The organism is Streptomyces sp. NPDC001709 (genome assembly GCF_053596375.1).
Map to the genome: position 1 here is coordinate 1 of NZ_JBSFGB010000058.1, position 25,690 is coordinate 25,690.

Below are 25,690 nucleotides of genomic sequence, written 5' to 3' on the forward strand. Positions count from 1 at the left end.
CCGATCTGCCGGGGCCCGCAGGGCGGCCACGGCGGCGGGCCGCCCACCGGCGGCCCTGGTCACCGCCGAGCGACGCCGGGTCCAGCGGCTGGTACTGCGCGGCACCCAGCGCGGCTGGCTGCGCTACCTGAGCGAAGTCACCGACCTGGTCGTCGAGGCCGCGGCGCGCTCGCCGGCCCCCGACCCCGGCCCGGCGCTGGTGGCCGGCGAGGTCGTCCTCGACCACCACCGCATGCTGATCGGCCTGCCCGGCGCAGCCTACGCGCGCACCGCCACGCAACGCCGCGACCTCGAACTGGCGTTGACGCGCCTGCGGGACCGTCGCCACCCCGCCCTCTCCGGCCACTCCGAGCCCAGGAGCACCGCATGACCGGCGTCTACTCCCTCCTCCCCGGCGGACAGCCCGGCCTGCTCGTATCGCCGGTGTTCGGTGCCGAGCCGTGCCGCGGGGTCGAGGACCTCGCCCGGTACCTCGCCGCAGGCGGGTACGCGCCGCTGACCCCGCGCGACCGGCTGCCCGACCGGATCGCCGCCGTCGGACTGCGTGGCCGCGGCGGCGCCGGGTTCCCCGCGGCCGTGAAGCTGCACGCCGTCCGTGACGCCCCCGGTCGGCCCGTCGTCGTCGCCAACGGCGAGGAGGGCGAGCCCGGCTCCGTCAAGGACCGGTGGCTGCTGCGCCACCGACCGCACCTGATCCTGGACGGCCTGCGCCTGACGGCGGTCATGACCGGTGCCGCGCGAGGCGTCGTCTACCTCTCGGACGCCCTCGCCGAGCAGGCCGTCCGCCGGGCCCTCGCCGAACATCCCGCCGGCCTGCCCGTCGAGGTCGTACGCACCGAGCACACCTACGTGGCGGGGGAAGAGACCGCCGTCGTACGGCGCATCGGCGGCGGTCCGGCCCTGCCCACGGCCAAACCCCCGCGTCCCTTCGAGGCGGGAGTCGGCGGTGCGCCCACCCTCGTCAGCAACGTGGAGACGCTGGCGCGGATCGCGGTGATCCACGCGTGCCCCGACGCAGCGGCCGCCGTCGCCGGTGCTCATCTGGTGACTCTCTCGGGGCCGGCCGGTACTGCGGCCGCGCTGGTCGAGGTGCCCGCCGGCACGCACCTGAAGGTCCTCGCCGACCTGGTCGGACATGGCAGGGCCACGGCGGTCCTGCTGGGCGGCCTGTTCGGCGGGCTGTACGGCCCCGGGTGGACGGACCTCCGGCTCGACCACGACCGTCTGAAGGCAGCCGGCGGCGCGCTCGGCTGCGGAGCGCTGCACTTCCTGCACCCCGAGGAGTGCCCGGTCGCCGTGGCCGCCGAGGCCGCCGCCTACCTCGCGGCACAGAGCGCCCGGCAGTGCGGGGTGTGCGTCTCCGGCACCGGCGCGCTGGCCCGGACCCTCACCGCCGCCGCACACGGCGGGGCGGCCCACGACACCACCGACAAGCTGCGCCGCTGGTCGGGGCAACTGACCGGCCGCGGGGCCTGCGGGCTGCTCGATGCCGCCGCCCGCATCGTCGCCACCCTGCTCGCCCACTTCCCCGGCCGGATCGACGCCCACCGCGGTGCCGGCTGCCCCGCCTGCGACGGTGAGCGGCCCGAGGACGGCCGCCGGTTCACGGTGCCGGTGCCCTGACCCGCAATTCCGACGCCACCCCCGCCGGGTCGCCCGAGCCGGCGCCCTGAAAGGACCTGAAAGGTAGGACCGCACCATGAAACTCCTGCTGGACTCCACCCGCTGCCAGGGCTACGGCCTCTGCCAGGAACCCGCCCCGGAACTGATCGACCTCGACGAGTGGGGCTATGCACGGGTGCGGGGGCACGACGTGCCGCCGGGCAGTGAAGACACCGCCGAGGCCACAGTCGCCGCCTGCCCCAACTCGGCTCTGCGGCTGGTGAAGTGAGATGGGACGCGACCTGTCCGCACTCTTCGACCCCGTCTCCGTTGCCGTCGTAGGTGCCAGCGACGATCCGGCCAAGTACGGCCACGCCATCGCAGCCCAGGCCCTGCGGGCGAACGGCCGCCGCCCCGTCCACCTGGTCAACCGCCGTGGTGGCACGGTGCTCGGCCGGACCGCGGCCCCCAGCCTGAGCGCGATCGGCGAACCCGTGGACCTGGCGGTGGTCTCCGTGCCCGCCACCGGTTTCGAGGACGCCGTGGAAGAGGCTCTGCGCTGCGGGGCCCGGGCGATCGTCGCGATCACCGCGGGTTTCGCGGAGACCGGCGAGGCGGGACGCACCCGCCAGCACGCCGTCGCCGAACGCGTACGCGCGGCGGGTGCCGTGATGGTCGGACCCAACTGCCTCGGGCTGGCCGACAACACCACGGACCTCTTCCTGGCCTCCGACACCTTCACCCCGGGCGGTGTGGCCCTCCTCAGCCAGAGCGGCAACCTGGCCCTGGAACTCCAGCTCCGCTTCCGGCCGCACGGCCTCGGCTTCTCCCGCTTCGTCTCCCTGGGAAACCAGGCCGACGTCACGCTCGTCGACCTTCTCACCGACTGCGCCCGGCACGAGGGCACCCGGGCCGTCGCCGTCTACGCCGAGGACTTCACCGACGGACGCGCCTTCGCCGAGGCCGCCGCGGAGGCCGGGAAACCCGTGGTGCTCCTCACCGGCGGACGCGGCGACGCCTCCGCACGCAGCGCCCAGTCGCACACCGGGGCGCTGACCACCTCGGTGGACGTGGTGACCGCGGCGTGCCGGGACGCCGGTGTGGAACTGGTCGCCACCCCACGCGAACTCACTGTCGCCCTGGCCGCGTTGAACAGCGGACGCAGGGCGGCCGGCCGCCGGGTCGCCGTACTCACGGACGGCGGCGGCCACGGCGTCATCGCCGCCGACGCCGTCGAGGCGGCCGGGCTGACCGTGCCCGAACTCCACGCGCCGACCCGCGCACGCCTTCGCGCGGGCCTGTGGGAACAGTCGGCCGTCGCCAACCCGGTCGACCTCGCCGGAATGGGCGAGCAGAACCCCGGCTCGTACGCGCAGACCGTCGCCGCGCTGCTGGCGGCCGAGGAGGTCGACGCCGTCCTGATGACCGGCTACTTCGGCGGCTACGCGGCCGCAGGCGGCGGGCTGGGGGGAGGAGGTGCGGTCCTCGCGGACGGGGAACAGGAGGCCGCGCGCCTGATCGCGGACCGGCACCGGGCCACCGCGAAGCCCCTCGTGGTGCAGTCGATGTATCCCGAGTCGCCCAGTTGCCGCACCCTCGCCGCAGCCGGCATCCCGGTTTTCTCCGCCACCGAGGACGCCGCTCGCGCCCTCACCACCACAGCACCCGGCGCACCGCGCACCGGCGTCGCACCCCTTCCCCCGCCCGCAGCCCCCCTGCACGAAAGCGGCTACCTGCAGACCCGCGGCGCCCTCGAAGCCGCAGGTCTCCCGTTCCCCGCCGCCCGGAAGATCCACGACGAGGCCGAACTGCTCGCCGCGACCGAGGAGTTCGGCGGACCCTACGTCCTCAAAGCCCTCCACCTGCTGCACAAGTCCGACGCGGGCGGTGTGGCTCTGGGCCTGGCCGGACCCGGTGAACTGCTCGCCGCCTTCCGCGAGATGCACGCCCGGCTCGGCGCACCCTCCTACTGCGTCGAGGCCATGGCGGACCTGACCGACGGCGTCGAGCTGATCGTCGGCGTCCATCGCGACCCCCGATTCGGCCCGGTCGCCATGGTGGGCCTGGGAGGAGTGCTGGCCGAGGCCCTGCGCGACGTCGCCTTCGCCCTCGCCCCGGTACCCGCCGACCACGCCTTGCAGTTGCTACGCGGACTGCGCGCCGCAGCCCTGCTCGACGGGGCGCGCGGCAGGCCCGCCGTGGACACCACCGCGGCGGCCGCGGCCGTGGAGACGATCACGGCGTTCGGCGCCGCCCACCCGGAGATCGCCGAGATCGAGGTCAACCCCCTGCTCGTGAGCCCCCACGGAGTCCTCGCCCTCGACTCCCGCGCCGTTCTCGCCTGACCCACCCCGTTGCGACACCACCGAAGAGGCCCCATGGACATGCGCTACACCCCCGAGCAGGCCGACCTCAAGCGCCGGGCCGCCGACTACGCACGCCTGCTGATGCGGTACGAGGACCAGTCCGAGCAGGCCGGCGGCCCGCTGCCGCAGCAGCTCGTCACCGAACTGACCCGGGCCGCCATGGACGCCGGCGTCTACGCCATCAACATGCCCGCCGAATGGGGCGGAGCCGGCCTCGGCCTCCTCGACCAGGTCATCGTGGAGGAGGAGTTCGGCAAGGTCACCAACTGCCTGTGGGACATCCCCTGGCGACCCGCCAACGTGCTGGCGTACGGCGACGAGCGGCAGCGCGAGAAGTACCTGCTGCCCGTGATCCGGGGCGAGAGGTTCGACGCGTTCGCCGTCACCGAGCCCGGCGCCGGTTCGGACCCGTCCTCCGGCACCTCCACCGCCACCCGCACCGACGGCGGCTGGCTGCTCAACGGGGAGAAGTGGTTCGTCACCTGCGGCGACATCGCCGACTTCCTGCTGGTGCAGGCGGACGCCGGCCCCGAGCGGCTGCCCACCCTCTTCTTCGTCGACAAGGCCGCGCCCGGCGTCGAGATGACGCGCGTCCCGCGCTTCATGCACTCCGCGGTCAACGGCCACCCCGAGTTCACCTTCACCGATGTCTTCGTGGCCGACGCGGACGTGCTCGGCGGCGTCGGCAACGGCTACGAGCTGACCAAGGAATGGTTCACCGACGAACGCCTGATGATCGCCGCACGCACCGTCGGAGCCGCCGAGCGTGCCCTGCAGCTCGCCCGTGACCGGGCGGTGGAGCGGGAGCAGTTCGGGGCGCCGATCGCCTCGTACCAGCTGATCCAGGGCATGCTCGCGGACTGCGCCGTGGACATCGCCGTCAACCGCGCCTACACCCACCAGGTCGCCTGGGAGGCCGACCAGCCGGACACCGACCGCAAGACGCTGCACGCCAAGGCCTCCACCGCCAAGCTCGCCGCCAGCGAGGCCGCCGGCCGGGTCGCCGACCGCTGTCTGCAGATCTTCGGCGGCCGCGGCTACGACCGCAGCTACCCAGTCGAGCGCATGTACCGCGAGCTGCGCGTCGACCGGATCTGGGAGGGCACCTCCGAGATCCAGCGGCTGATCATCGCCAACGAACTGATCAAGCGCGGAACCCACGCCCTGGCCCTGCCCACGCACTGAACCCGCCCGCCCCTTCATCACCGCACAGCGAGGACATCCATGGACTTCCGTCTCACCCCGCGCCAGGCACAGCTCAAGGCCGAGGCGCGCGCCCTCACCGACTTCATCGCCGCCTACGAGCTCCCGTGCGAGGAGAACAACGGTCTGCCCGCCGACGCGCACGCCAAGATCCGCGACGCGGTCCTCGACGCGGGGCTCCAGGCCGTCAACATGCCGGCCGAGTGGGGCGGCGCCGGACTCACCATCGCCGAGCAGGTCACCGTGCAGGAGGAGCTGGGCCGGCTGACCGGCGCTCTGTGGGACATGGTGTGGCGCCCCGCCAACGCCCTGCGCTTCTGCACCCCGGAGCAGCGCGAGCGCTTCCTCGTCCCGGTGATCAGGGGCGAGCGGCGCGACTGTTACGCCGTCACCGAGCCCGGCGCCGGCTCGGACCCGCAGAACCTGGCCACCACGGCGACGAAGAACGACCGGGGCTGGGTACTCAACGGCGAGAAGTGGTTCGTGACGGTCGGCGACCACGCAGACTTCATGATCGTCCTCGCCGCCGCGGGACCGGAGCGCGCGCCGACGCTGTTCCTCGTGGACAAGGGCACCCCGGGTATCGAGATGACGCGCGTACCGCGCTTCATGCACACCTTCGTCTACGAGCACCCCGAGTTCACCTTCACCGACGTACAGGTGGGAGAGGACGCCGTGCTCGGCGGCATCGGCGAGGGGTACGACATCACGCGCTCGTGGTTCACCGAGGAACGCCTGATGATCGCCGCGCGCACCACCGGCGCCGCCGAACGCGCTCTGGAACTGGCCCGTGACTGGGCGGTGGAGCGGGAGCAGTTCGGGGCGCCGATCGCCTCGTACCAGCTGATCCAGGGCATGCTCGCGGACTGTGCGGTGGACATCGCGGTCAACCGTGCCTACACCCACCAGGTCGCCTGGGAGGTGGACCAGGCCTCGGCCGACGACCGCAAGACGCTGCACGCCAAGGCGGCCATCGCCAAGCTCGCGGCGAGCGAGGCCTCCGGCCGGGTGATCGACCGGTGCCTGCAGATCCACGGCGGCCGGGGCTACGACCGTGCGTACGCCGTCGAGCGGCTCTACCGGGAGCTGCGGGTCGACCGGATCTGGGAGGGCACCTCCGAGATCCAGCGGCTGATCATCGCGGGCGAGCTGATCAAGCGCGGCCCGGGCGTCCTGGACCTGCCCACCGCCTGACGACATCGGCCGACACGAACCGAAGGGAACCTTGCATGACCGGCATCGAACGCGTCGGAGTCGTCGGCTGCGGTCAGATGGGCGCGGGCATCGCCGAGGTCTGTGCGCGGGCCGGCCTGCCGGTGACCGTGGTGGAACGCGATGCGCAGGCCGCCCGGTCGGGCCGCCTGCGCATCACCCGCTCGCTCGACCGGGCCACCACGCACGGCAGACTCACCGTGGAACGGCGTGAGGCTGCCGCCGACCTGATCACCGTCGTGGACGAGGTCGAGGCACTGCACGACCGCGACCTGGTGATCGAGGCCGTGGCGGAGGACGAGCTCCTCAAAAGCGACGTCTTCACCCGCCTGGACGCCGTGGTCACGGGTGAGGAGACCATTCTCGCGACGAACACCTCCTCCATCCCGGTCATCCGGCTCGCCGCCGCGACCGGCCGCCCCGAACACGTCGTCGGCGTGCACTTCTTCAACCCCGTACCGGTACTGCGGCTGGTCGAGGTCGTACCCTCCCTGCTCACCTCGGGCACCACCGTGACCCGGGCCGAGACCTTCGTGACGGGCAGGCTCGGCAAGGAGGTCGTGCGTACCCGGGACCGGGCCGGCTTCGTCGTCAACGCGCTGCTCGTCCCCTACCTGCTGGCGGCCATCCGCATGGTGGAGTCGGGCGGCGCGAGCGTCGAGGACATCGACCGCGGCATGGTCCTCGGCTGCGCGCACCCGCTCGGCCCGCTGGCCCTGACGGACCTCATCGGCCTGGACACCACGCGGGCCATCGCCGAGTCGCTGTACGCCGAGTTCCGCGAGCCGCAGTTCTCACCGCCCCCGCTGCTGAACCGGATGGTGGAAGCCGGACTGCTGGGCCGCAAGTCCGGGCGCGGCTTCCACACGTACGCCGCAGAACCGCAGCGTGAGGCGGCGGCACCGGCGAGACCGCGGTGAGGGAAAATGGCCACGGCGTACGACCACCGGACGAGGGGAGCGCCAGGGTGTCCACCAAGGTGCGCACGGCAGACACGCGCGAGCGCATCCTGACCGCGGCGTGCGAGGTCATCGCCGAGATCGGCTTCGAGAAGATCCGCATGCGCATGGTCGCCGAGCGCGCCGGCGTGTCGACCGCGCTGCTGCACTACCACTTCGACACGCGGGAGAAGCTGTTCACCGAGGCGATGACCCACTCCTTCGCCCACACAGCCGTCGACGTCGAACGCGACGCGGAGACGGCACCGGCCGCGGTCGTCCTGACCCGGATCCTGCGCAGCCTGCTGCCCAGTGACCCCGAGCTGCACCAGGACTGGCGGCTGTGGCAGGAACTGTGGGTCCGGGCTCTGCGGGACGAGACCACCAGGGCCTTCGCCGTGGACCTGTACGCGCAGCTGCACGCCTGGGTGGCCCGAGCGGTACGGCGCGGCATCGCGTCCGGCGAGTTCACGCCGACCGACGTGGACGAACTGAGCACACTGGTCCTGTCGCTCAGCGACGGCTACGGCATTCGGCTCATGCTGCGCGACCCGACGGTCACCCTGGACACGGCCCTCACTGCCATCTGGCGCCAGGTGTCCGCCGCGCTGGGCCTGCCGGACACGCTGCCGGTGGAGTGAACTCCGGCCGAGCGTGATGGTCGGACTTGCGCGGCAACGGAGTCGCGGCCTGGGTGACACGGACGACGCGGACGGCGTTGGTGCCAGGGCGATACGGCCCCGGGCCATCAGAACGGCCGCCGTACCGGCGACGGATCGCCCGCACACGCCCTGGCGGCCTGCCTCCCCGCCCAGATCGCGGGAGCGATCTCCGGCGCTGTGCCGGCCGACGCAGTGCGGCGGGCTGGCATCAGGGGGACGACGCCTCCGGCTTGCCCTGCACCGTCTTCGACTGTCCGCAGTCGAGCAGGGCCGCGAGTGCCGCGCCCGGACCATGCCCAGAGGCGATCCGCATCTGTTCACTGCATTCCGTCAACTCGTCTTTGAAGAGTTCGAGTTCGGCGTGTGTGATGCCGTCGGTCGCCGCGGGGTTCCGCGGGCCGTCCACCGTGGCAATGGCGCTGAAGTGCGCGTAGTCGTCCTCGCCGAGCAGCTGGGCGCAACGCCCGACCTCGTCGTTCCCGCCCCCGGCGGCGATCAGGTTGTGGATACGGACCTGCCCGTCCATGGAGGGGTTCGCGAACTCGCCTGCGCTGTCGAGCTGGCCGAACACCTGGGGTTCGAGAAGTGTGTTGGTGCAACGCAACAGATCACGGACCCGGGAGGCCACCTGGCCCTGGTGCGTGGTCGTGATGTCGTCGACTCGGTAGATTTGCCCGACGATCTGATTGGGGTCCTTGACGAACACCTGACCTTCGAACGTATTGCGGCCTACGAAGAGCGCGTCGCCCTGAATGATGATGGTGTTTGCCACGAAGCGGTTGCCCTGGTAGACGCCACCCGCCAGGTTGATGGTGCCGCCTCGGACGTTGAAGTCATTGCCGAGGAATAGATGTTCCCTGTCGTACTCGGTGAGTACACGGCCGGTGATGTTGAGCGCGGCGCGTTCGACTCCGCAGTCGCGGTACTGGCGGCTGACGACATTGACTTCCCTGGCGTCGAAGCAGTTGGCCGGGTGTGGTCGGGGCGGCGGTCTGGGCCGGTGTGACGGTCATGGGAGTGACGTCGTCGGCTTGGGAGGCGGGAGCCGTGAGAATTCCGCCGACCGCTAAAGCGACGGTCGCACCGACTACCGCCCATGCCTTTTTCGCTATTCCAGCTCTCTGCGCGGTCAAGCCCTTTCGTATTCCGATGCATCGAAGTGCGGACTGTTTCGTTCGGTGCCGCTGGTTCATTTCGGGACGCCACCGGATACAGAGCGGCCTCAACTGCCCCTGCAACCTTACGAAGTTCTGACGCATGCGCCCCCCTGTACGTCACGGCGACGTTGAGGAGCGCCGGCAGGGGCGGCTGGGGCATACGACGTCCATGCGACGGCCCAAGCCGTGTAGACGGGCCCGTGACGCCTAACCGGATAGGTGATCCGGATGTGTGCTACCGTCTCGATCAACCGGATGGACTATCCGTTTTCCTGTCGGGGTGGAGGAACTCATGACGAAGACAGCTGTGGTCACGGCGGGGACAGGGGGCATCGGCCTGGAGACGGCGCTCGGGCTGGCCGCTGCCGGGTTCGCGGTCACCGTGGTCGGGCGCGACGCGGAACGGGGGGCCAGAGCGGTCAAGCGGATCAACGCGGCGGGCCCGGACGGCGCCGGCCAGTTCCTGTCCGCCGACCTCTCCTCACTCGACCAGGTGCGCGCGCTCGCCGACCGGATCGCCGCCGACCACGACGCCTCGGGGGAACCGCTGACGGTGCTGGTCAACAACGTCGGAGCGATGTTCCCGCAGCACCGGACCCTGGGCGGCGTCGAGGCGTCCTTCGTCGTCAACCACCTCTCGCCGTACCTGCTGACCGAACTGCTGCTGCCCACCCTCACAGCCGGGGCGCCCAGCCGGATCGTGAACGTGACCTCGGGCGCGGTCGCCGTCGGCAAGCGGGTGTTCGACGCCGTCGAGCCGCCCGGCGGCTACTACGGCTTCCACTGGTACGGCCGCGCCAAGCTCGCCAACCTCGCCTACACCCTTGACCTGGCCGCCCGACTGGCCGGCACGGGCGTATCGGTCTTCGCCGCCGACCCCGGAGGCGCCGCGACCGCGATGACCAACGGCACCCTGACCGACCCGAAGATCGTCTCCCCGCCGCTACGGCTGCTGTGGCCGCTGGTACGCCGCAAGTTCGAGCGCTCCACCTCCGGCCCGGCGTCGGCGGCAGCCAGGCCCTCGATAGTCGCCGCCACCGACAACGCGTTGACCGGCCGGGCCGGCCTGGTCATCGGCCCCCAGGGCCACCCGGTCGCCCCGCTTCGCGCGGCGACCGACCGCCGTCTCGCCGAGGCCGTGCGCCGGCTCAGCGAAGCCCACGCACCCACGCCGGCCGGCACAGACGCGTGAACATTCGCCCTCGACGCCCATAACGCCGACAAGGCCGACCACCGGTCACACGGTCGCGTCGGCCCCTCGCGCCCGACCCCGAGACACGCCGCACCACCGCCGCCCCCATCCCCACCCGACCGAGGACACGACATGACCAACGCAGTCCCGACCGCCTATGCCCGCACCGTTCACGGCTCCGGCCCCGGCCTCCTCCTCGCCCATGGCGCCGGCGGCGGTATCGACGCCAACTACGGGCCGATCATGGAAGGGCTCGCCGCGCGGCACACCGTCGTCGGGGTCGACTACCCCGGCTCAGGGCACTCCCCCACCACGCCCACACCCCTGCAGCTGGACCTCATGGCGGACCAGCTCGTCGCCGCGGCGGATGCCGAAGGGCTCGACACGTTCGCCGTCTGCGGATACTCACTCGGCGGCCCGGTCGCGATCCGAGCGGCCGTCCGCCACCCGCAGCGGGTCACCGCGCTCGTCCTGAGCGCGACCTTCGCCCGCGTGGACACCCGCACCGAGCTGGCCGCCGCGATCTGGCAGCAGCTCTACGACACCGGACAGCACCTCCTGCTCGCCCAGTACCTGACCCAGCTGGCCGTGAGCGCGTCGTTGCTGAACTCCCTCACTCCCGCCCAGGTGCTCGCGGCCGCCGAGCAGACCGCCTCCGCCCTCCCGCCCGGCACCGGCGCCCAGGTCGACATGGTCCGCCGCGCCGACGTCCGCCACGACCTCCCCGCGATCACCGCCCCGACCCTGGTCGTCGTCACCACCGCCGACACCCTGATACCGGCCGCCCTCCAGTACGACTTGGCCGCGGCCATCCCCGGAGCGCAGACCGTCGAGCTCCCCACCGGACACCTGCCCTTCCTGGAGCAGCCGAACCACTGGCTGGAGATCATCACCGGCTTCCTCAGCCAGCAGCACGACCAGCGCTGACAGCCCCGTCGAGGGCGGGCCGCTCGACCCGCCCCCGACGGCACCTCACCCGGAAACGCCCGCATATGATCGGACGGCAAGCCTGCCTCGAGACGAGCGACCTGGACTGTTCCCCATGACGACCACACCGCTGCGCAAGGACGCCGCCCGCAACTGGGAGCGGATCGTCGCCGTCGCCCGAGACCTGGTCGACCAGGGCACCGAACTACAGCTCAACGACGTCGCACGCCGGGCCGGACTCGGCGTCGGCACGGTCTACCGGCACTTCCCCACTCCCGAAGCGCTACTGGAGACCGTCGCCACCCCCTGCCTGGAAGCCCTCGCCGCACACGGCCGGCACGCCCTGGCCGACACCGACCACGGGCACGCCCTGGAGGACTTCCTGTCCCGCATCGTCGAAGCACAAATCACCGACGCCGCCCTGCCCCCGGTCGCCGCCACGACCACGGACGCCCTTCCGCACACCACGGAACTCAAGAAGTCGCTCCAGTCGACCGGGACCACGCTCCTCGAGCGAGCCCGCGACGCCGGGGCCGTCCGCCCCGACCTCGCCGCCACCGACCTCGTCCCCCTCATGTGTGGCATCGCCCACGCCGTCACCGTCCACGGCGGCACCCTTGCGGACCGCCTCGAGACCGCCCACCGCTACCTCGCCACCCTGCTCGGGGGCATGCGTACCGCCACGCCACCGAACACCTGAGCGGCCCGCCACCGCCTAGGGCGGGCCGACCGTCCCCGGCAGATCCGTACCCGTCCCCTCGGCCGGACTCGGCGGGCGTGAACGGTTCGAGCGTCACTTGTAACGTCCGACGCGCGCGCAGCACTGAGGGGTATGAGCCATGACGACCTGCGTGCGCTGTTCCTCAACTGCACGCTGAAGAAGAGCCCGGAGCGCAGCCACACGCACGGCCTGATCGACCTCAGCTCGCGAATCATGGAGAAGCAGGGCGTTCAGGTCGGGCACCTGCGGCCGATCGACCACGAGATCGCCACCGGCGTGTGGCCGGACATGACCGAGCACGGCTGGCAACGAGGACGGCGCCACGCACTGCGCCATGAACGTCCTGTACAGCCAACGACTTCACCAACAGGAACACCACGTTCATGACGTGGAACCTTTTGCACCTGGCCCGGCTGCTCAAGGACGCCGGTGGCATTCCGGCGCACGGCAACCAGCAGTCGCAGTGGGACGACGGGTGCCGGTTCGACTTCGAGAATCCCGAATACCGCTGAGCCCGAGTACCAGCGAGCTACCCGGGCCGCACCATGCCGCCGGAGCCGCACGCACCCGACGCGCAGGGGCCGGCGCCCCGCTACTGCGGGCACCCCGAGCACAACGCGCTCGGCGCGTTCAGGAAGTTCCGCGCCAAGCGGCTGCAGCGCAAGGAGGACAAGCGCTCGGCGGCCGAGGCCAAGAAGGCGGCCGAGGGGGCGGAGGCGCCGGTCGCCGGGCAGGTCCCGGCCGGCGAGGTGGTGCCCCCGCAGCCCGGACATGCCCCCGTCGCCGATGCGTCCGAGCAGGTCCTGGCGGAAGCCATGACCAGTGAGATGACGGCCATGACAGCGATGGCGACGGTCGAGGCCGACCAGGAGGCTCGGTCACGCGACTCCCTGGTCGCGCTCATCGAGCAACTGGCCACCGATCTGCCCGTCTACATCGAGGAGTTGGCAATCATCACCGACTCCGCCGCGGCCGAGGCCCGGATCGAGACGGTCACCCGCGCCTCCGCGCAGCGCATCCTGGCCGCCGAGGAGCGCGCCGCGCTCGCCGAGGAGGCGGCGGACATGGCCGTCGCCGCGCTCGACGGCGCGCAGGAGAAGTTCGTCGAGGAGACCACGGCGATCCGCGAGGAGGCGGCCCGCGAGGTGGCGGACGCCGCATTCGTCCGGGCCGAGTTGGAGCGCTACCGCGAGCGGGTTGGCTTGCTCGAGGTCCGACTCGACGCTGTCCGCGACGAGACCGACGCGCTGCGCCGCGAGAGGGCCCCAAGCGCCCGGTCCTCTGGATCACCACTGCCGTCGTCGTCGTGGCGGCCGTCGGGCTCTACCTCTTCCAGCCCTGGCGGCTGTTCACCACGCACCGCGTGGATGAGGCGGCTCCCGTGGTCGGCGGCCAACAGGGAGCTGCCGCCGCGCCGTTGGCGTCCGGCAGCTTCATCTCCCACGAGCACTCCACCAGCGGCTCGGTGCAGATCCAGCCGCTCGCCGGTGGGAAGGCGAACCTGCGCCTGACGAACCTGCGTACCTCCGACGGCCCGGCCCTGCACGTCTGGCTCAGCGACCAGCCGGTCAAGCGGGACGGCGGCGGCAACCTCGACGACGGCAAGCATGTCGACCTCGGCAGCCTCAAGGGCAGCCAGGGCAACCAGAACTACGCGATCCCGGCGGGCACCGACCTGAACAAGTTCTCCACGGTGACGATCTGGTGTAAACGCTTCAACGTGTCGTTCGGCGCGGCCGAGCTGAAGCAGAGCGCCTGACGCACCACGTCGCGCGGCGTTGCCGCCCATGACGACGAAGTCGAGGAGGCGTCCTGGTCATGGCTCGACGACGGACTCGCGTTCACCCAGGTGGCCGGGAGAACGACGACTCCCGGCCGCGCCGCCAGGGTGCGTTCTCAGCTCCGGGCCCACTTGCGCGGTGGAATGATCACTGAAGCCGCCAGTCCCGGAAAGCGGAGAGCAGCTGCTGCTTTGCGTCCGGCGAGATACTGTCCGGAGTCAGTTCGCCCGACGCCTCGATGCCCAGGGTGGCCTCGACCGCTGCAACGCGCTCACCACTGTCCGCGCCACGGGCCGAAGGAGGGGGCCGCGCGGCTGAGGGCTCTATGAGAGGGCGGGCTTTCGGAGGGCTTAGGAAGGGGCCCCGGAACCGGCTTTGAGTCGGAGTCGAGTTGACGGCGGCCGTCGAGGGCGCGGGCCGTGGTGTGCGGTCGGTGGAGGTGGTGGGCGCCGTAGCGTTCGATGGCCAGGAGCGCGGCGTCGTCTCCGGGTTCGTGGCCGACGTGGTTCAGCAGGTCACGGTGGATGTGGCGTATCAGGGCTTCGGATCCTGACGTAGGGGCGGATGCGGCGCGCTCGGTGAGGGGATAGAAGGCTCCATTGGGCGAGCGGGCTTCGATGACACCGTCGGTGTAGAGCAGCAGCGTGTCGCCGTCCTCGAACGTGAAGGGGTCGGCGCGGTGGCTGGGAACGGGCAGCTCGCACATGCCCAAGGGGGGTACGGGGCGTCGCGCGTGCAGGACGGTGACCTCGCCGTCGTGCAGCAGCAGGGGCGGGGGGTGGCCCAAGTTGACCATCTCGACCTGTGTGCCGTGGTCGGGGACATCGAGCAGCAGGGCGGTGATGAAGTGCTCACCCGGGTCGTGGAGGGCGTCCGCGACGTCTTCCAGGCTTCTGCACACGCTCACCTCCAGGCCCGCGGCGAGTTCGGGCAGGGTGTCGTAGTGGTGCGCGCCCTCGCGGAACGCGCCCAGCACCATGGATGCCTCACCGATGGCGGCCAGTCCCTTGCCGCGGACGTCGCCGATGATCACGCGGGTGCCGTGGTCGGAGCGGGCGATCGCGAACAGGTCGCCGCCTATACGGGTCTCGTCCTCGGCTGCCAGGTACAGCCACGCCACCGCAGCGGACCGATCCGGCGGCGTGGTGGCCGCAGCAATACGAGCTGCGCCGTCTCGGCCACCGACCGTGCCCGAGTCAGCTCACGGCTGCGCCGCTCGCGCACGTGGCAGACGAAGACGACCAACGCGGACAGCAGGGTCAAGCTAGTGATCTGCGAGAGGTGGTTGGGTGTGGTCAGTCCGCCGTGGAATACGCCGATGAGCACCTGGGCCGCCACGGCCAGTGCTCCGACGAGGGCGGTCAGTCGCGGCCCGGCCAGGGACGCGGTCAGGGCCGGCGCGATGACCAGCAAGGGGCCCAGGTGGACGTCTGGCGGGGAATGGATGTCCACCACGGTGATCACGACGATCAGCGCAAGGGGGATCGCCTGCCCCGCACCCATACATATGGGTATACACCCGGCTGTAGTGCATGTCCCACAGCGAGACTTCGCCTGACGCTTACGCCGCTTCGTGCTCCACTTCAGCCGAGGCCCGCAGGACTGGCATGGCCATGGGCACTCCCGTCGGCCCGGCGTCTGGACGATGCCCACCACCTGCCGGTGCCGGCCGACCTCGGGGATGCCTGGCGCGCCTCGCCGCCATGCCTGGGCGGCCTCCGGGCCGTTCCAGAGTTTCCCGTGGGCCTTGTCCGGACGCTCTGCGACGACGCGGAGCGGCCCGGTACCCCGCACGGCCCCACTCCCCGACCGGCCCGGCTCCGGCTGCGCCTGCGGGGAGCCGGCGGTTTGCGCTCATCATGTGCAATCGGCAGGCGGCCATGACGACGACCGGTCTCGCGTTCTCGGATCGACAAGCGCGAAACGCCGTTGCCGCTCGACTCAGGTGTCGAGGAGTTCCGGCACGAAGATGTCCTCGCACGTCACCTTCCGCTTCGACAGGCCCTGCTCGTGGTGGTATCGCAAGAAGGTGTCGATGGCCTTGCGGTTCGCGGCGACGCCGTAGGGCCACCAGTCGTCGCCGAGCAGCCGACGGTTCTCCTCGAACAGCGTGCTGAACCACGGCGTGATGACGCTCATGTGCTGTTTCGTGGCGTCGTCGAGGTACGTGCGCTCGGCGAGTTCCTTGGCTTGCGTGAAGGCGTCGTACACGGCCCGTGCGAGGCCCGGCCGATGTGCCAGTTCCCTGCGGATCGCGATGATGTGCATCGGGGGGAAGATCCCGGTGCGGCGGTAGTAGTCACGCTCCACGGCCTCGTAGTCGGGGAACAGGCGGGCGACCTTCGGGGAGCCGTCCAGCACCGCCTGCGGTACGTCGACGGAGATCAGTGCGTCGATCTCGCCGGATTCGAGCATGGCGCCCAGGGTCTGGCCGTCCTCCGCCTGGCGCACGTCGACGCCGTCCGGGACGGGCTGCGGGATCCAGTCGAAGGCGGGGATGGGGTGGTTGGTGCCGCCGATGACCCAGCGGCACTGGTCGGGGGTCACGCCGTACTCGTCGGCCAGGATGCCCTTCGGCCAGATCCCGGCGTCGTGGCCGTAGAGAGCGAACTCGCCGACGGTCCTGCCGGCCAGGTCCTGCGGCTTCACGATCCCGCCGGCGGTGTTCACGAAGATCGCCGAGTGGCGGAAGTTGCGGTTCGGCAGGATCGGCAGCGCCAGGAACGGCGCGTCGTCGAGGTCGAAGGTGCGCAGGAAGTAGGTGAGACCGAACTCGGCGAGGTCGTAGTGCCCCTCAATAGTGCGGCGGAAGATGTCCGACACGAGCGGTGCCGTCTCGAACGTCGCGTCCACCCCGTCGACCGTGACCCGGCCGTCGAACAGTGCCTCGGTGTGCTCGTAGGCGTAGACGCCGATGCTCAGCGTGGTGCTCATCAGTGGATCTCCCCTCCGGGAGCCCGCAAAGTGGCCCGCTTCCGTAAATGACCGTTCACTTTTAGGGTGTTCCGGAACGGTGGAGCTGTCAAGATGAATGTTCATTCACGATGAAGGAGGCGACCATGCCGCGCATCACAGCCGAGCGCCGCGAGGCGAAGCGTGCGGAGATTGCCGCCGCGGCCCGTCGTTGCTTCGCCCGCGACGGGTTCCACCAGACCTCGATGCCGGACATCGCCGCGGAGGCAGGCGTCTCGGCCGGCGCGCCTTACCGCTACTTCACGAGCAAGGAGGACATCATCCTCGCTATCGCGGGCGACGCGTTCCGGCTGATCTTCGAACCGGTTGAACGGCTGGCCGAGAGCGCGGACGCCCCGTCCGTCGCGGAACTGGTGGCCGCCGCGCTCGGCACGATCAGCGGCGAGACGGTGCAGGACGCGGCGGGGCACGAGGTCGCAGTGGAGGAACTGCTGCGCTGCGTCGTGCAGACATGGGCGGAGGTGCTGCGCAACGACGAGGTACGCGGCCCGGCCGCGGAGGGCTTCGAAAAGGTCCGCGTCACTGTCGCCGACGCTCTGCGCCGCGGCCGGGCCGCAGGCACGGTGCCCGCCGCCACGGACCCCGACCGCGCAGCCCGCGTGGTGATGGGGCTGCTGCACGGACTCCTCCTCCAGCGCGTGGCCTTCGGACTCACCGACACGGCCGACTTCGCAGACCACCTGCACGCCGGGCTGATCTTGTGATGGGCTATGACCGCGCCACGGCGGCGCGACACCGGCATCACGACGGACGGACAACGACGCATTGATCCCCGCGCCGCGCGCGTCGCGGCAGCTCACTGCAAAGTACAGGAGTGCTGGTCAGTAGCGGACGGCGAGTTTGTCGTACCGTGTGGCGACCGCGCGGTGGCGCTTGAGCCAGTTGATCCGGGATGGTGCACTGCACGCCGCGTCGGCGCAGATAGGCGCGGTTCGCTCGGGACCACCCGTAGGCCCGGTCGGCGCGGACCTTGACCGGTCGGGTGCGCGGTCGGCCCGGTTTGGTCCGCGGCACGCGGATGCCGTCCAGAACCGGCTGGAACTGGGGGCTGTCGTGCCGAGGGAGTACAAGCTCAGCGCGTGAGCACGCACCCAGCCGCGACGCCGAGCCAGAGCATGGCTCCGAAGAGCAGGCCGACGGTCGGGTATAGGCGGTATTTTCGGGTGAATACCCGTGCGTTGTTCGGCCTTTCGGGCAGGTATGCGACCGGTACACGGGTTCCGAGGGCCAGCCCCGTCCCCGTCGTGGGTGGCCGGAACCTGACGGGTCGGCCCTGCCGCTCGGTGAACTCGATGACGGGCTTCGAACAATCGTCTCCCGGCTCGTGCTCCTGGTCCGCCACCACCCCCTCGGCCTGCAGCCCGTAGCGGCTCAGCCGCATCCGCAGCCGTGCCTCCCGCGCACCGGCCCACAGACTCACCAGGCCGGCCAACACGGCCAGCCCGATACCGATGGTTTCCCCCGTCATCCGTCCCCTGCTCTCCTTCGCGCAGGGCCCGCTCGGCACGGGCCGCGCATCAGGAGGACGCGGCACGCAGCCCGATGGTTCACGAAGGCGCGCGAGCACATCGACTCCGCGGGCTTACGCGGTCGTGGCGGAGAGCACTTGACGTGCGGCCACGGCGGCCCTTCACAGCCCCGGCCCGCCGGACGTCGAAGGCGCACCATGACGCCGTGGCGGCACCGGCCGGCCGCCGCCTATAGCCCGGCTCCCGGCTCGTCCACGTTCACGCTCCGAAGCAGCCGGTGACCCTGGTCGTCGAGCTGGGCGAGTTCGCGCTCGTGGTTCGCGTCGGGTGTGGGAACTGCCGCAAGGGCGGTCATGGAAAGCACCACAAGGACGGGAGTGCGCACCATGAGGAGAGGAGTCCACCTCATTGCCCGGGGGCTCGGCGTCGAGCGGGTGACGAGAATCGAACTCGCGTTCTCGGCCTGGGACGGGCGCTTGGGCGGGCCGTATGGCACTGACGTCGGCAGATGGCATGTGCCCGGGTGGTCGCACGGTCGGATCACACCTTGGTTGACCGCGGCTTTCCACTCCTGCGGGCACGCTGTAGGCACGGGTGTTGAACAACTGCCCCTGCAACTCGGCCGTGAGCGTGGAAGAACTCCTGTGCTGTGATGGGCGGGTGGCGAAAGGTCGGCTGTTGAGAACCCCCTTCCCGGTCGGGTGTGGCGAAGGCCACAGGAACTCGTGCGCGTGCGGAGTGAGTAACGAGTGTGAGGCATACAGAACCAGAAGAGTCGTTGCGTGCGCGCATACGGGCAGGGGACCGTGCGGCGTTCGCCGGCCTGTACGACGAGTACGCGCGGGCGGTCTACAACCATGCCCTGCGGCTGACAGGCAACTGGTCAGAGGCCGAGGAAGCCATGTCCGAGACCTTCCTCGCTGCTTGGCGTACCCGGGAGGCAGTGGAGCCCGAGGGCGGTTCGCTCAAACCCTGGCTGCTCGGCATCGCCACGCACAAGGCGCACAACGTCAACCGTGGTCTGCGCCGTCGGCTCTCCTTCCTGGCCCGTCAGCCGGCCCCACCTCCGGTCGAGGACTTCGCGGACGAGACGGCAGGTCGGATCGACGACGCGCGCCGCCTTGCGGCGGTCCACGAAGCACTTCGCCAACTTCGGCGCCAGGACAGGGAGGTGTTCGCCCTGTGCGTAACGGCCGGGCTGGACTATCGGCAGGCCGCCGAGGCCCTCGGCATCCCGGTCGGCACCGTGCGTTCGCGGCTGTCGCGCGCCCGTGCCCGACTGACCCGGCTTAGCTCCGGTCAACCCGGCCGCGGAAAGGCGGAACCGCGGAGCCCTCGCGGAGAGATGGAGAGTGAGGCCGCGTTCGCGGCCCTGTTTCTGCAGGAGGAAACCCCATGAACGCCGACAACCTGCCCCACGCCGGTTCGCCTCGGAGCGAGGCCGAGGAGCTGCTGGCGGCTCCCGCCGAATGGGACCTCTCGCCGAGCAGTCATCTCCATTACAAGGAAGTTCTGATGCAGCAGATCGACCGCGACCTCACTTCCTCCGCACAGGCGTATCCGGCACCGCGCCGCCGCCGACTGCGGCGCCCGGCACTGGTGTTGCCCATCGCTTCGATGGCGCTGGCCGGGGCGCTCGTCATCACGTTCTCCGGTGGGGGTCACGACTCCTCTCCGGCGGCCGGAGCCAACTCCGGGGCCGCCAAGGTGAACAGTGCGTCCGTCACCCTCGACCGGATCGCCGCCGCGGCCATGGAAACCGATGCGACACCGGTGAAGGACGACCAGTTCGTGTACGTGAAGACCCTGGTCCGCGAGAACACGGGCACCTTCAACGGCCCTGTGCAGCTCGGCGCCCTGCACACGCGGGAGTCCTGGACGTCGCAGAGCCCCCGCCCCATCACCAGGACGGGCTGGCTCCGAGAGACCGGGAAGGACGCCGTGATGCCGGGCGAGGAGATCCCCGTCGAGTCCGCCGTTCCCGTGCCGGCGGGCATCGATCACCCCACCTACAAGTGGCTGGCCTCGCTGCCCACCGACCCCGACGCCCTGCTCAAGCTGCTCTACGCCCAGACCTCGGCGGAGAAGGGTACGTCGAAGGACCAGGCCGTCTTCGGGACGATCGGCGGCCTGCTCAGCTCGACGATCATGCCGCCCGCGAATGCCTCCGCCCTCTACAAGGCGGTCGAGCGGATACCCGGCGTGACCGTCATCCCCGACGCCGTCGACGCCGCCGGCCGTCACGGCATCGGCGTCACGCGCGAGGACGCCTCCGCGACACGCGACGAGTGGATCTTCGACAAGGCCACACTCGCCTACCTCGGCTCGCGCTCGTACATCACGCATGACAAGGTCAAGGGCATCACGACCGACACGCTGTACGGCACCGACGCTGTCATGAAGCGTGCAGTCGTGGACCAGCACGGCAAGACACCCGGACCCGCACCGGTCAAGACCGACAGCTGACAGGACCCGGCGCGGGGTGCGGGGCGGTCCGCCCGGACAGCGGTGCGCCGGGGTCACCGAGGCATGGGCGTCCCGGCCCGGCTCGCCCGGGCTGCCGTCGCAGCGCACCCACGGCTGCGCCCAAGTCCGTGAGGCGACCGCACGCATCGGCAAGGCGTCGGCACTCACCGGGCAGCAACAACCTTGGACTGCTGACCTGGGATCTCTCTCTGGAATGGGTGACGAGAATCGAACTCGCGCTCTCAGCTTGGAAGCGACGGCGCTTGCCGGGCCGCCTAGTTTCTGAAGTGGGCGTATGTGCTCTGGGGTTGAGTCTGAAGGGGCAGGATCGCGCCGCTGTTGACGGTGATTGACCGGTCTTGGGCACGCTGTGGGCACCTGGCGACTCGGATGTGCGGGGAGCTCCTCTGCGCGGGCTGAAGAGCGGGTGCCCCCTGGAAAAAGAGCTGGCCTGAACAGCAGGAAATTCGAGTCGCTGATCAGCGTCACATGGGCGTCGAGCCCACGGCCGACCCTCCGGTCCAGTTCCCGCGCGGCCCCCACCCCGCTGAAACCACCACCGACGATCACCACATGAGGCTTGGCCCGCGGGGGCGCCGGCCGATGCGGGCGCCAGACCGAGAGGGCGTGGAAGGTGAGCCCGGCCGTCGCGCCGAACAGAGCGGCGCCGATGAGCTCGGGGAAGCGCGACCCGGCCACCGCGATCGTCCATGACGGCTTCTGCCCTTCCAGCGCGGGAGCCAGGGTGAGGGTCCAGGTCACCCATTCGAGCAGCCGATGAGTAGACCGACGGAGAAGGCCGGGCAGTTGCTCTGCCTGTGGTCGCCGAAGAGGAGCCTCAGCATGGCTCCCAGCACCACCGTGTGCACGGCCCATGGGATCCACGACGGATCCGACACGACCGCCACGATCGCGCCTGAAGGCAGTCCGGCGATGATGCCGAACAAGATTCTTCTGAGCAGAGTCATGAATGTCTCCGGTAGCCGCATGGCCTTCGCCCGGGGGGACGGGCGAAGACCATGCGAGATCTGGGGCTCCAGCGCCCGCTGTCAGACGTTCAGTGCGGGCATGCCTGCCGAGCGTTACAAGTCCCTTGGGGAGAAAGGCGCCGGCAAGCGCGTGGAGCGTCCGGAGACGGCGTAGGTCGGGCTGAGGCCGGGCCGTCCTACGGAGTACGGGTGATCACTGACGCGGCCAGTCCCGGAAAGCAGAGAGCAGCTGTTGCCTGGCGTCCGGCGAGATGCTGTCCGGGGTCAGTTCGCCCGTCGTGGCGATCGTCCGACGGAATTGATCGAGGTAGCGCTCGCACCCGGAGCATTCCGCCAGGTGCTCGATGAAGCGCCGCTCGTCGTCTCCGGGCAGGGCACCCTCGAGGAAATCGGTCACCAGCTCTACAGGAGGACGCGTTGGTTGCCGGGCGAGATCTCCGGCAAGGAGCACACTGCCTGCGAGCCGTACCCTTCGACATCACGAAGGGTCTCTCCTTCGTACCGCGTGCCTTGGCCGTGTGGACCAGGATCCGGTACCCCCATGTCTTCAGCGATGAACGGCCTTCGAAGCCGCCGATACCCCTGATGACCGCCAGCCAGGTGTCCTGGACGGCCTCCTCCGCGGATGCCTTGGTCGACACGAACTACATGGCCAGCCTGAGCATGCCACCTGACCAGGTGTCCAGCACCAGAGAGAACGTCGCCTCGTCACCGTCACGCAGCCGCTGGACCAGGACCTCGTCCGGCGGCAGTACGCTCGCGCCCGCCATTCGTCTGTCTCCTTGCCGGCCGTCAACTGAGGGTGTCAGCTTAGGGCAGTCAAGTGGCATGCCGGGCCTGTGCCTTCGTTCATGTCCTGGTCAGGACATCCGCAGCCGTGGCGATCGGGCTGCGGCTGGTCGTCGGCCGCGCCGCAACATGCCGAAAGTGCCACGCAGTTGGCCGCGCGCTCCGGTGTTCAGGCTTTCGCCGGGTAAGCGCCCGGTCGGCCCTTCCCACCCACGGAACTGCACGCATCGCGGAGAGCGTCGACCGGTGCGCTCGGCCGACGGTACTCACCCGCGTGAGCACGAGGGTGAACGGTGATGAGTACAGGTGCTCAGGCCCGCGAACCTGGTGGCGGTCACAGTGGAAGGCATCTTGCAGTGCGGCTGCCGGCCACCGACGAATGGGAGACGAACATGCCGTTCACCTGGAGGACTGCCCGGCCTGCGCGTTCACAGCGTCCGCACCGCGTGGTCGCTGCCGTAGCAGTGAGCGTATCGGCCGCCCTGGGGCTTGGGGCCTGTTCGGGCCTGGAGTACCGGGAAGACGTCTGCTCCAGCGGGGAGTACCCGGTGATGGCGGTGGGCTCGACCGGGTCGGCCTGCGTAGCGGAGGGCAAGAAGCCGCCGAAGGGATTTGTGCGATATCCGCAGGGCAAGGTGCCGAAGCAGGTCGACGACAAGTGGGATCGCTACTGGAACACCCACACCCTGGACACGGAAGGAAACATCATCGATGCACCGTAGGCCGGCTGCCGACCCTAGCTGTGTCGTCTCATGAGGTTGGTGCCGCTTCAGCGGCGGTAACGACGCGCCGATGGACGGTGTCCGGGTGGGGCCGGCTGCGTCAGGCGGTCTGGGCAGGGTCTGTGGCATGGCGGCGAAGTGCTGAGCGTCCTTGAGCTCGAATCTCTTGAGGCCGGGATCGAGCCCGGTCGGCTCCTCATGTCCGACGGTGCCAGAAGGCCGCCCAGACCTGAGCCGTGACGGCGGGCCGGCCGCGGCGGCTGACTCGGACAAGTAAGTCAAGCCTTACTTTCATGGAAATTTGGCTGCATAGTGGAGGGCCGAGTCGAGAGGAGGGCCGCTTTTGCCGCAGTTCAATAAGGATGCCGCAGGACAGGTCGAGGTGGAGCAGGCTCACGTGGCCGCTATGTACCGGCTGCTCGATGAGCGATTGGCGGATGCACGGGCCCAGCTGGCAGATGTGCTGAGGTCGTCGGCCGACGGCGCGGGCGAGGTGTACGCGCGCGATGTCGCCGCGGAGCGTCTGGCACGTCGGATTCGCGCACTGGAGGGGGCCGAGGAGGGGTTGGCGTTCGGCCGGGTCGATGGCGTGGACGGAACCGTCCTGCACATCGGACGGCTCGGCCTGCACGTCGGTGACCGGGACCTGCCACTGCTCGTCGACTGGCGAGCGGACGCGGCGCGGCCGTTCTACGAGGCGACGACCGTCCACCCCATGGGGCTGCGGCGCCGGCGTCATCTGCGGGTCGAGGACCGTGCGGTACGTGCGGTGAGCGACGAGCTACTGGACGGATCGTCGGCCGCGGTCGGCGACATCGTCGGCGACGGTCCGCTGACGGAAGCGCTGGAGGCGCGGCGCACGGGGCGGATGCGTGCGGCGGTGGCGACCTTGCAGGCGGAGCAGGACGCGATCGTCCGGTCCCCGCATCGGGGGGTGACGGTGGTGCAGGGCGGCCCCGGCACGGGCAAGACCGTGGTTGCGCTGCACCGGGCGGCGTACGTGCTGTACGCGTTCCCGGGAGCGGCCGCGCACGGTGTGCTGGTGCTCGGGCCGAACGCGCGGTTCCTCGACTACGTTTCCCAGGTGCTCCCCTCGCTGGGGGAGAACGATGTGCTCATGGCGACGTGCGCGGAGCTGGCCGGGGTGGAGCCCGCAGCTGTGGAGTCGTTCGATGTCGCGCGCCTTAAGGGGAGTTCCGCGCTGGCCGAGGCGCTCGCGGACCTGGTGCGCTCCCGGCAGGCACCTGCCGGCGGCTTCGCGGTCCGAGTGGGGCAGCAGTGGGTCCGGCTGGAGAGCGTAGATGTCGCGGCGGCGCGGGAGGCCGCGGTGGTGAGCGGTCTGGCGCACAACCGGGCGCGGGAGGTGTTCAAGGATCACCTGATCGGCGCGGTCACGGATGCCCTGGAGCGCGACGCCGTCGAGGCCCTCGAACATATAGACGCCGAGATCGCCGAGAGCACGGGCCTGGATCTCGATGCCGCGGCCGAAGCCGATCTGCGGGCTCTCGGCTTCGACGACGCGCCGGCCGCGGATCCGGCTGAGGTGTTCGACGCGGACGCCGTCCGCGCGGACCTCTCGGGCGACGATCACGTCGACCGCGCGGTGGAGTCCCTCTGGCCGCGACTGACGCCCGAAGTGGTCGTACGGGCCCTGCTGGCAGACGCTCGCACGTCGGCGAGGCACCTGCCCTCGCTCACCGACGACGAACTGTCCCGGCTGCTGCGTTCGCCTGATGCCCCGTGGACGGATGCCGATGTGCCGCTGCTGGATGAGGCGGCGGCCCTGGTGGACGGGCTGCCGGAGCGGTCGTTCGGGCACGTCGTGGTCGATGAGGCCCAGGAACTGACCGCGATGCAGTGGCGGATGGTGATGCGCCGCTGTCCGGCCAGGTCGATGACGCTGGTGGGTGACTTCGCCCAGGCGGGCCCTGCGACGGCGGCGAGCGACTGGTCCCAGGCGCTGGGTCCGCATCTCGGCAACCGGTTCTCCCTGCACACGTTGACCGTCAGCTACCGCACGACCCAGGAGATCCTTGCGACCACCCACGGCTTGCTGGCGCGGATCGCCCCCGGTCAGACGCCGAGCCGGTCGATCCGCCACGGCGATCCTCCCCGCCACCTCACCGCCTGCCCGCACTCCGTCGCCACCACCGTGGCCGGGGAGCTTCGGGCGCAGGCGGCATCGCACCCGGACGACCTGCTCGCCGTGATCTGCGCGGACGACCGGGTCGAGGAGTTGGCGTCCGCGGATGTAGCGCCGTGGGCCCGCCTCGTGCCGGCTTCCGAAGCCCGCGGCCTGGAGTTTGACGCGATCGTCGTCGTCGCCCCGGAGGAGATCGCCGCAGCCCGCCCCGGCGGCGAGCGCGACCTGTATGTCGCCCTCACGCGTGCAACCAAGAGACTGTGCACGATCGCCGTACACACGGCTCCGCAGCACATCTCATGACGCCTCTGATGGACGCTCGGAGCTGGTACCTCGACGGGCTGATAGGGCGGGACATCCCAACGTCCCGCTGACGTC

Annotated in this window: 27 protein-coding genes and 2 pseudogenes; 20 read left to right on the plus strand and 9 right to left on the minus strand. The window is 70.5% G+C overall.

The window, feature by feature from the left end:
* The 8 genes from ACWC0C_RS43850 to ACWC0C_RS43885 all read left to right on the plus strand — a co-directional run.
* Positions 1 to 370: hypothetical protein (locus ACWC0C_RS43850; protein ID WP_450870432.1), on the plus strand; the 370-nt coding region annotated here is incomplete at its 5' end.
* A complete protein-coding gene (locus tag ACWC0C_RS43855; protein ID WP_450870434.1) occupies positions 367 to 1,623 on the plus strand; it encodes an NADH-ubiquinone oxidoreductase-F iron-sulfur binding region domain-containing protein in 1,257 nt (418 codons plus the stop codon). The genes ACWC0C_RS43850 and ACWC0C_RS43855, both read left to right, overlap by 4 nt.
* Before the next feature lie 76 nt (positions 1,624 to 1,699).
* Complete coding sequence (locus ACWC0C_RS43860) at positions 1,700 to 1,891, plus strand: ferredoxin (RefSeq protein WP_450870436.1); 192 nt, start codon at positions 1,700 to 1,702, stop codon at positions 1,889 to 1,891.
* Position 1,892: 1 nt separating this feature from the next.
* Positions 1,893 to 3,947, plus strand: coding sequence for an acetate--CoA ligase family protein (locus ACWC0C_RS43865; protein ID WP_450870438.1), 2,055 nt, complete (start codon positions 1,893 to 1,895; stop codon positions 3,945 to 3,947).
* 33 nt (positions 3,948 to 3,980) lie between these two features.
* Positions 3,981 to 5,153 carry an acyl-CoA dehydrogenase family protein gene (locus tag ACWC0C_RS43870; protein WP_450870439.1) on the plus strand — a complete coding sequence of 391 codons (1,173 nt, stop codon included), beginning with the start codon at positions 3,981 to 3,983 and terminating at the stop codon, positions 5,151 to 5,153.
* Between the two features lie 39 nt (positions 5,154 to 5,192).
* Positions 5,193 to 6,365, plus strand: a complete 1,173-nt coding sequence (locus ACWC0C_RS43875) for an acyl-CoA dehydrogenase family protein (protein ID WP_450870441.1) — start codon at positions 5,193 to 5,195, stop codon at positions 6,363 to 6,365.
* A gap of 35 nt (positions 6,366 to 6,400) precedes the next feature.
* A complete protein-coding gene (locus ACWC0C_RS43880; protein WP_450870443.1) occupies positions 6,401 to 7,303 on the plus strand; it encodes a 3-hydroxybutyryl-CoA dehydrogenase in 903 nt (300 codons plus the stop codon).
* Between the two features lie 47 nt (positions 7,304 to 7,350).
* Positions 7,351 to 7,962, plus strand: coding sequence for a TetR/AcrR family transcriptional regulator (locus ACWC0C_RS43885; RefSeq protein ID WP_450870445.1), 612 nt, complete (start codon positions 7,351 to 7,353; stop codon positions 7,960 to 7,962).
* Positions 7,963 to 8,191: 229 nt separating this feature from the next.
* On the opposite strand, the gene ACWC0C_RS43890 is transcribed toward ACWC0C_RS43885, so the two are convergent.
* Entirely contained in the window at positions 8,192 to 8,755 is a 564-nt protein-coding gene (locus ACWC0C_RS43890) for a hypothetical protein (RefSeq protein ID WP_450870446.1), read from the minus strand.
* 677 nt (positions 8,756 to 9,432) lie between these two features.
* Between ACWC0C_RS43890 and ACWC0C_RS43895 the strand changes: the two genes are divergently transcribed.
* The 6 genes and pseudogenes from ACWC0C_RS43895 (at position 9,433) to ACWC0C_RS43920 (ending at position 13,739) form a co-directional block, all read left to right on the plus strand.
* Complete coding sequence (locus tag ACWC0C_RS43895) at positions 9,433 to 10,332, plus strand: SDR family NAD(P)-dependent oxidoreductase (RefSeq protein ID WP_450870448.1); 900 nt, start codon at positions 9,433 to 9,435, stop codon at positions 10,330 to 10,332.
* Between the two features lie 132 nt (positions 10,333 to 10,464).
* Positions 10,465 to 11,259: an alpha/beta fold hydrolase gene (locus ACWC0C_RS43900; RefSeq protein WP_450870450.1), complete on the plus strand. Its 795-nt coding sequence runs from the start codon at positions 10,465 to 10,467 to the stop codon at positions 11,257 to 11,259.
* A 115-nt stretch (positions 11,260 to 11,374) separates the two neighbouring features.
* Entirely contained in the window at positions 11,375 to 11,959 is a 585-nt protein-coding gene (locus ACWC0C_RS43905) for a TetR/AcrR family transcriptional regulator (RefSeq protein ID WP_450870451.1), read from the plus strand.
* A 132-nt stretch (positions 11,960 to 12,091) separates the two neighbouring features.
* Positions 12,092 to 12,492, plus strand: a pseudogene (locus ACWC0C_RS43910) (hypothetical protein).
* Positions 12,493 to 12,525: 33 nt separating this feature from the next.
* Positions 12,526 to 13,491: a hypothetical protein gene (locus ACWC0C_RS43915; protein ID WP_450870452.1), complete on the plus strand. Its 966-nt coding sequence runs from the start codon at positions 12,526 to 12,528 to the stop codon at positions 13,489 to 13,491.
* A complete protein-coding gene (locus tag ACWC0C_RS43920; RefSeq protein WP_450870454.1) occupies positions 13,446 to 13,739 on the plus strand; it encodes a DM13 domain-containing protein in 294 nt (97 codons plus the stop codon). Before ACWC0C_RS43915 ends, ACWC0C_RS43920 begins: the two co-directional genes overlap by 46 nt.
* Before the next feature lie 293 nt (positions 13,740 to 14,032).
* Here ACWC0C_RS43920 and ACWC0C_RS43925 read toward each other — a convergent pair whose 3' ends face one another.
* The 3 genes from ACWC0C_RS43925 to ACWC0C_RS43935 all read right to left on the minus strand — a co-directional run bounded on the left by ACWC0C_RS43925 (position 14,033) and on the right by ACWC0C_RS43935 (position 16,695).
* Positions 14,033 to 14,881, minus strand: coding sequence for a PP2C family protein-serine/threonine phosphatase (locus ACWC0C_RS43925; RefSeq protein WP_450870456.1), 849 nt, complete (start codon positions 14,879 to 14,881; stop codon positions 14,033 to 14,035).
* Positions 14,839 to 15,264 (minus strand): hypothetical protein, encoded by a 426-nt coding sequence (locus ACWC0C_RS43930; RefSeq protein WP_450870457.1) that lies wholly within the window; start codon positions 15,262 to 15,264, stop codon positions 14,839 to 14,841. The genes ACWC0C_RS43925 and ACWC0C_RS43930 overlap by 43 nt, the downstream gene beginning before the upstream one ends.
* 438 nt (positions 15,265 to 15,702) lie before the next feature.
* Positions 15,703 to 16,695, minus strand: coding sequence for a 4,5-dihydroxyphthalate decarboxylase (locus tag ACWC0C_RS43935; protein ID WP_450870459.1), 993 nt, complete (start codon positions 16,693 to 16,695; stop codon positions 15,703 to 15,705).
* Positions 16,696 to 16,820: 125 nt separating this feature from the next.
* Between ACWC0C_RS43935 and ACWC0C_RS43940 the strand changes: the two genes are divergently transcribed.
* Positions 16,821 to 17,438 (plus strand): TetR/AcrR family transcriptional regulator, encoded by a 618-nt coding sequence (locus ACWC0C_RS43940; protein ID WP_450870461.1) that lies wholly within the window; start codon positions 16,821 to 16,823, stop codon positions 17,436 to 17,438.
* A 368-nt stretch (positions 17,439 to 17,806) separates the two neighbouring features.
* Here the strand turns inward: ACWC0C_RS43940 and ACWC0C_RS43945 are convergent, their stop codons facing one another.
* Together ACWC0C_RS43945 and ACWC0C_RS43950 are read right to left on the minus strand one after the other, a co-directional pair.
* On the minus strand, positions 17,807 to 18,202 hold the full coding sequence (locus ACWC0C_RS43945; RefSeq protein ID WP_450870462.1) for a DUF3592 domain-containing protein: 396 nt from the start codon (positions 18,200 to 18,202) through the stop codon (positions 17,807 to 17,809).
* Positions 18,203 to 18,432: 230 nt separating this feature from the next.
* Entirely contained in the window at positions 18,433 to 18,558 is a 126-nt protein-coding gene (locus ACWC0C_RS43950; protein WP_450870464.1) for a hypothetical protein, read from the minus strand.
* Between the two features lie 423 nt (positions 18,559 to 18,981).
* Here ACWC0C_RS43950 and ACWC0C_RS43955 point away from each other — a divergent pair, with 423 nt between their 5' ends.
* From ACWC0C_RS43955 to ACWC0C_RS43965, 3 genes are all read left to right on the plus strand, one after another.
* On the plus strand, positions 18,982 to 19,602 hold the full coding sequence (locus ACWC0C_RS43955; RefSeq protein WP_450870465.1) for an RNA polymerase sigma factor: 621 nt from the start codon (positions 18,982 to 18,984) through the stop codon (positions 19,600 to 19,602).
* Entirely contained in the window at positions 19,599 to 20,669 is a 1,071-nt protein-coding gene (locus ACWC0C_RS43960; RefSeq protein WP_450870466.1) for a CU044_5270 family protein, read from the plus strand. The genes ACWC0C_RS43955 and ACWC0C_RS43960 overlap by 4 nt, the downstream gene beginning before the upstream one ends.
* An 843-nt stretch (positions 20,670 to 21,512) precedes the next feature.
* Positions 21,513 to 21,812, plus strand: a complete 300-nt coding sequence (locus ACWC0C_RS43965; protein ID WP_450870467.1) for a hypothetical protein — start codon at positions 21,513 to 21,515, stop codon at positions 21,810 to 21,812.
* Between the two features lie 39 nt (positions 21,813 to 21,851).
* On the opposite strand, the gene ACWC0C_RS43970 is transcribed toward ACWC0C_RS43965, so the two are convergent.
* The 3 genes and pseudogenes from ACWC0C_RS43970 to ACWC0C_RS43980 all read right to left on the minus strand — a co-directional run bounded on the left by ACWC0C_RS43970 (position 21,852) and on the right by ACWC0C_RS43980 (position 22,428).
* The gene (locus ACWC0C_RS43970; RefSeq protein ID WP_449201001.1) at positions 21,852 to 22,055 is read right to left on the minus strand and encodes a zf-HC2 domain-containing protein; all 204 of its coding nucleotides are present in this window, start codon (positions 22,053 to 22,055) and stop codon (positions 21,852 to 21,854) included.
* A 169-nt stretch (positions 22,056 to 22,224) separates the two neighbouring features.
* Positions 22,225 to 22,299 (minus strand): annotated as a pseudogene (locus ACWC0C_RS43975) (RNA polymerase sigma factor); the annotation flags it as partial.
* Positions 22,300 to 22,302: 3 nt separating this feature from the next.
* Positions 22,303 to 22,428: a hypothetical protein gene (locus ACWC0C_RS43980; RefSeq protein ID WP_449201000.1), complete on the minus strand. Its 126-nt coding sequence runs from the start codon at positions 22,426 to 22,428 to the stop codon at positions 22,303 to 22,305.
* Between the two features lie 411 nt (positions 22,429 to 22,839).
* Here ACWC0C_RS43980 and ACWC0C_RS43985 point away from each other — a divergent pair, with 411 nt between their 5' ends.
* The gene (locus ACWC0C_RS43985; protein ID WP_450870469.1) at positions 22,840 to 23,169 is read left to right on the plus strand and encodes an SCO0607 family lipoprotein; all 330 of its coding nucleotides are present in this window, start codon (positions 22,840 to 22,842) and stop codon (positions 23,167 to 23,169) included.
* 343 nt (positions 23,170 to 23,512) lie between these two features.
* On the plus strand, positions 23,513 to 25,615 hold the full coding sequence (locus ACWC0C_RS43990) for a HelD family protein (RefSeq protein ID WP_450870471.1): 2,103 nt from the start codon (positions 23,513 to 23,515) through the stop codon (positions 25,613 to 25,615).
* Positions 25,616 to 25,690: the final 75 nt, after the last annotated feature.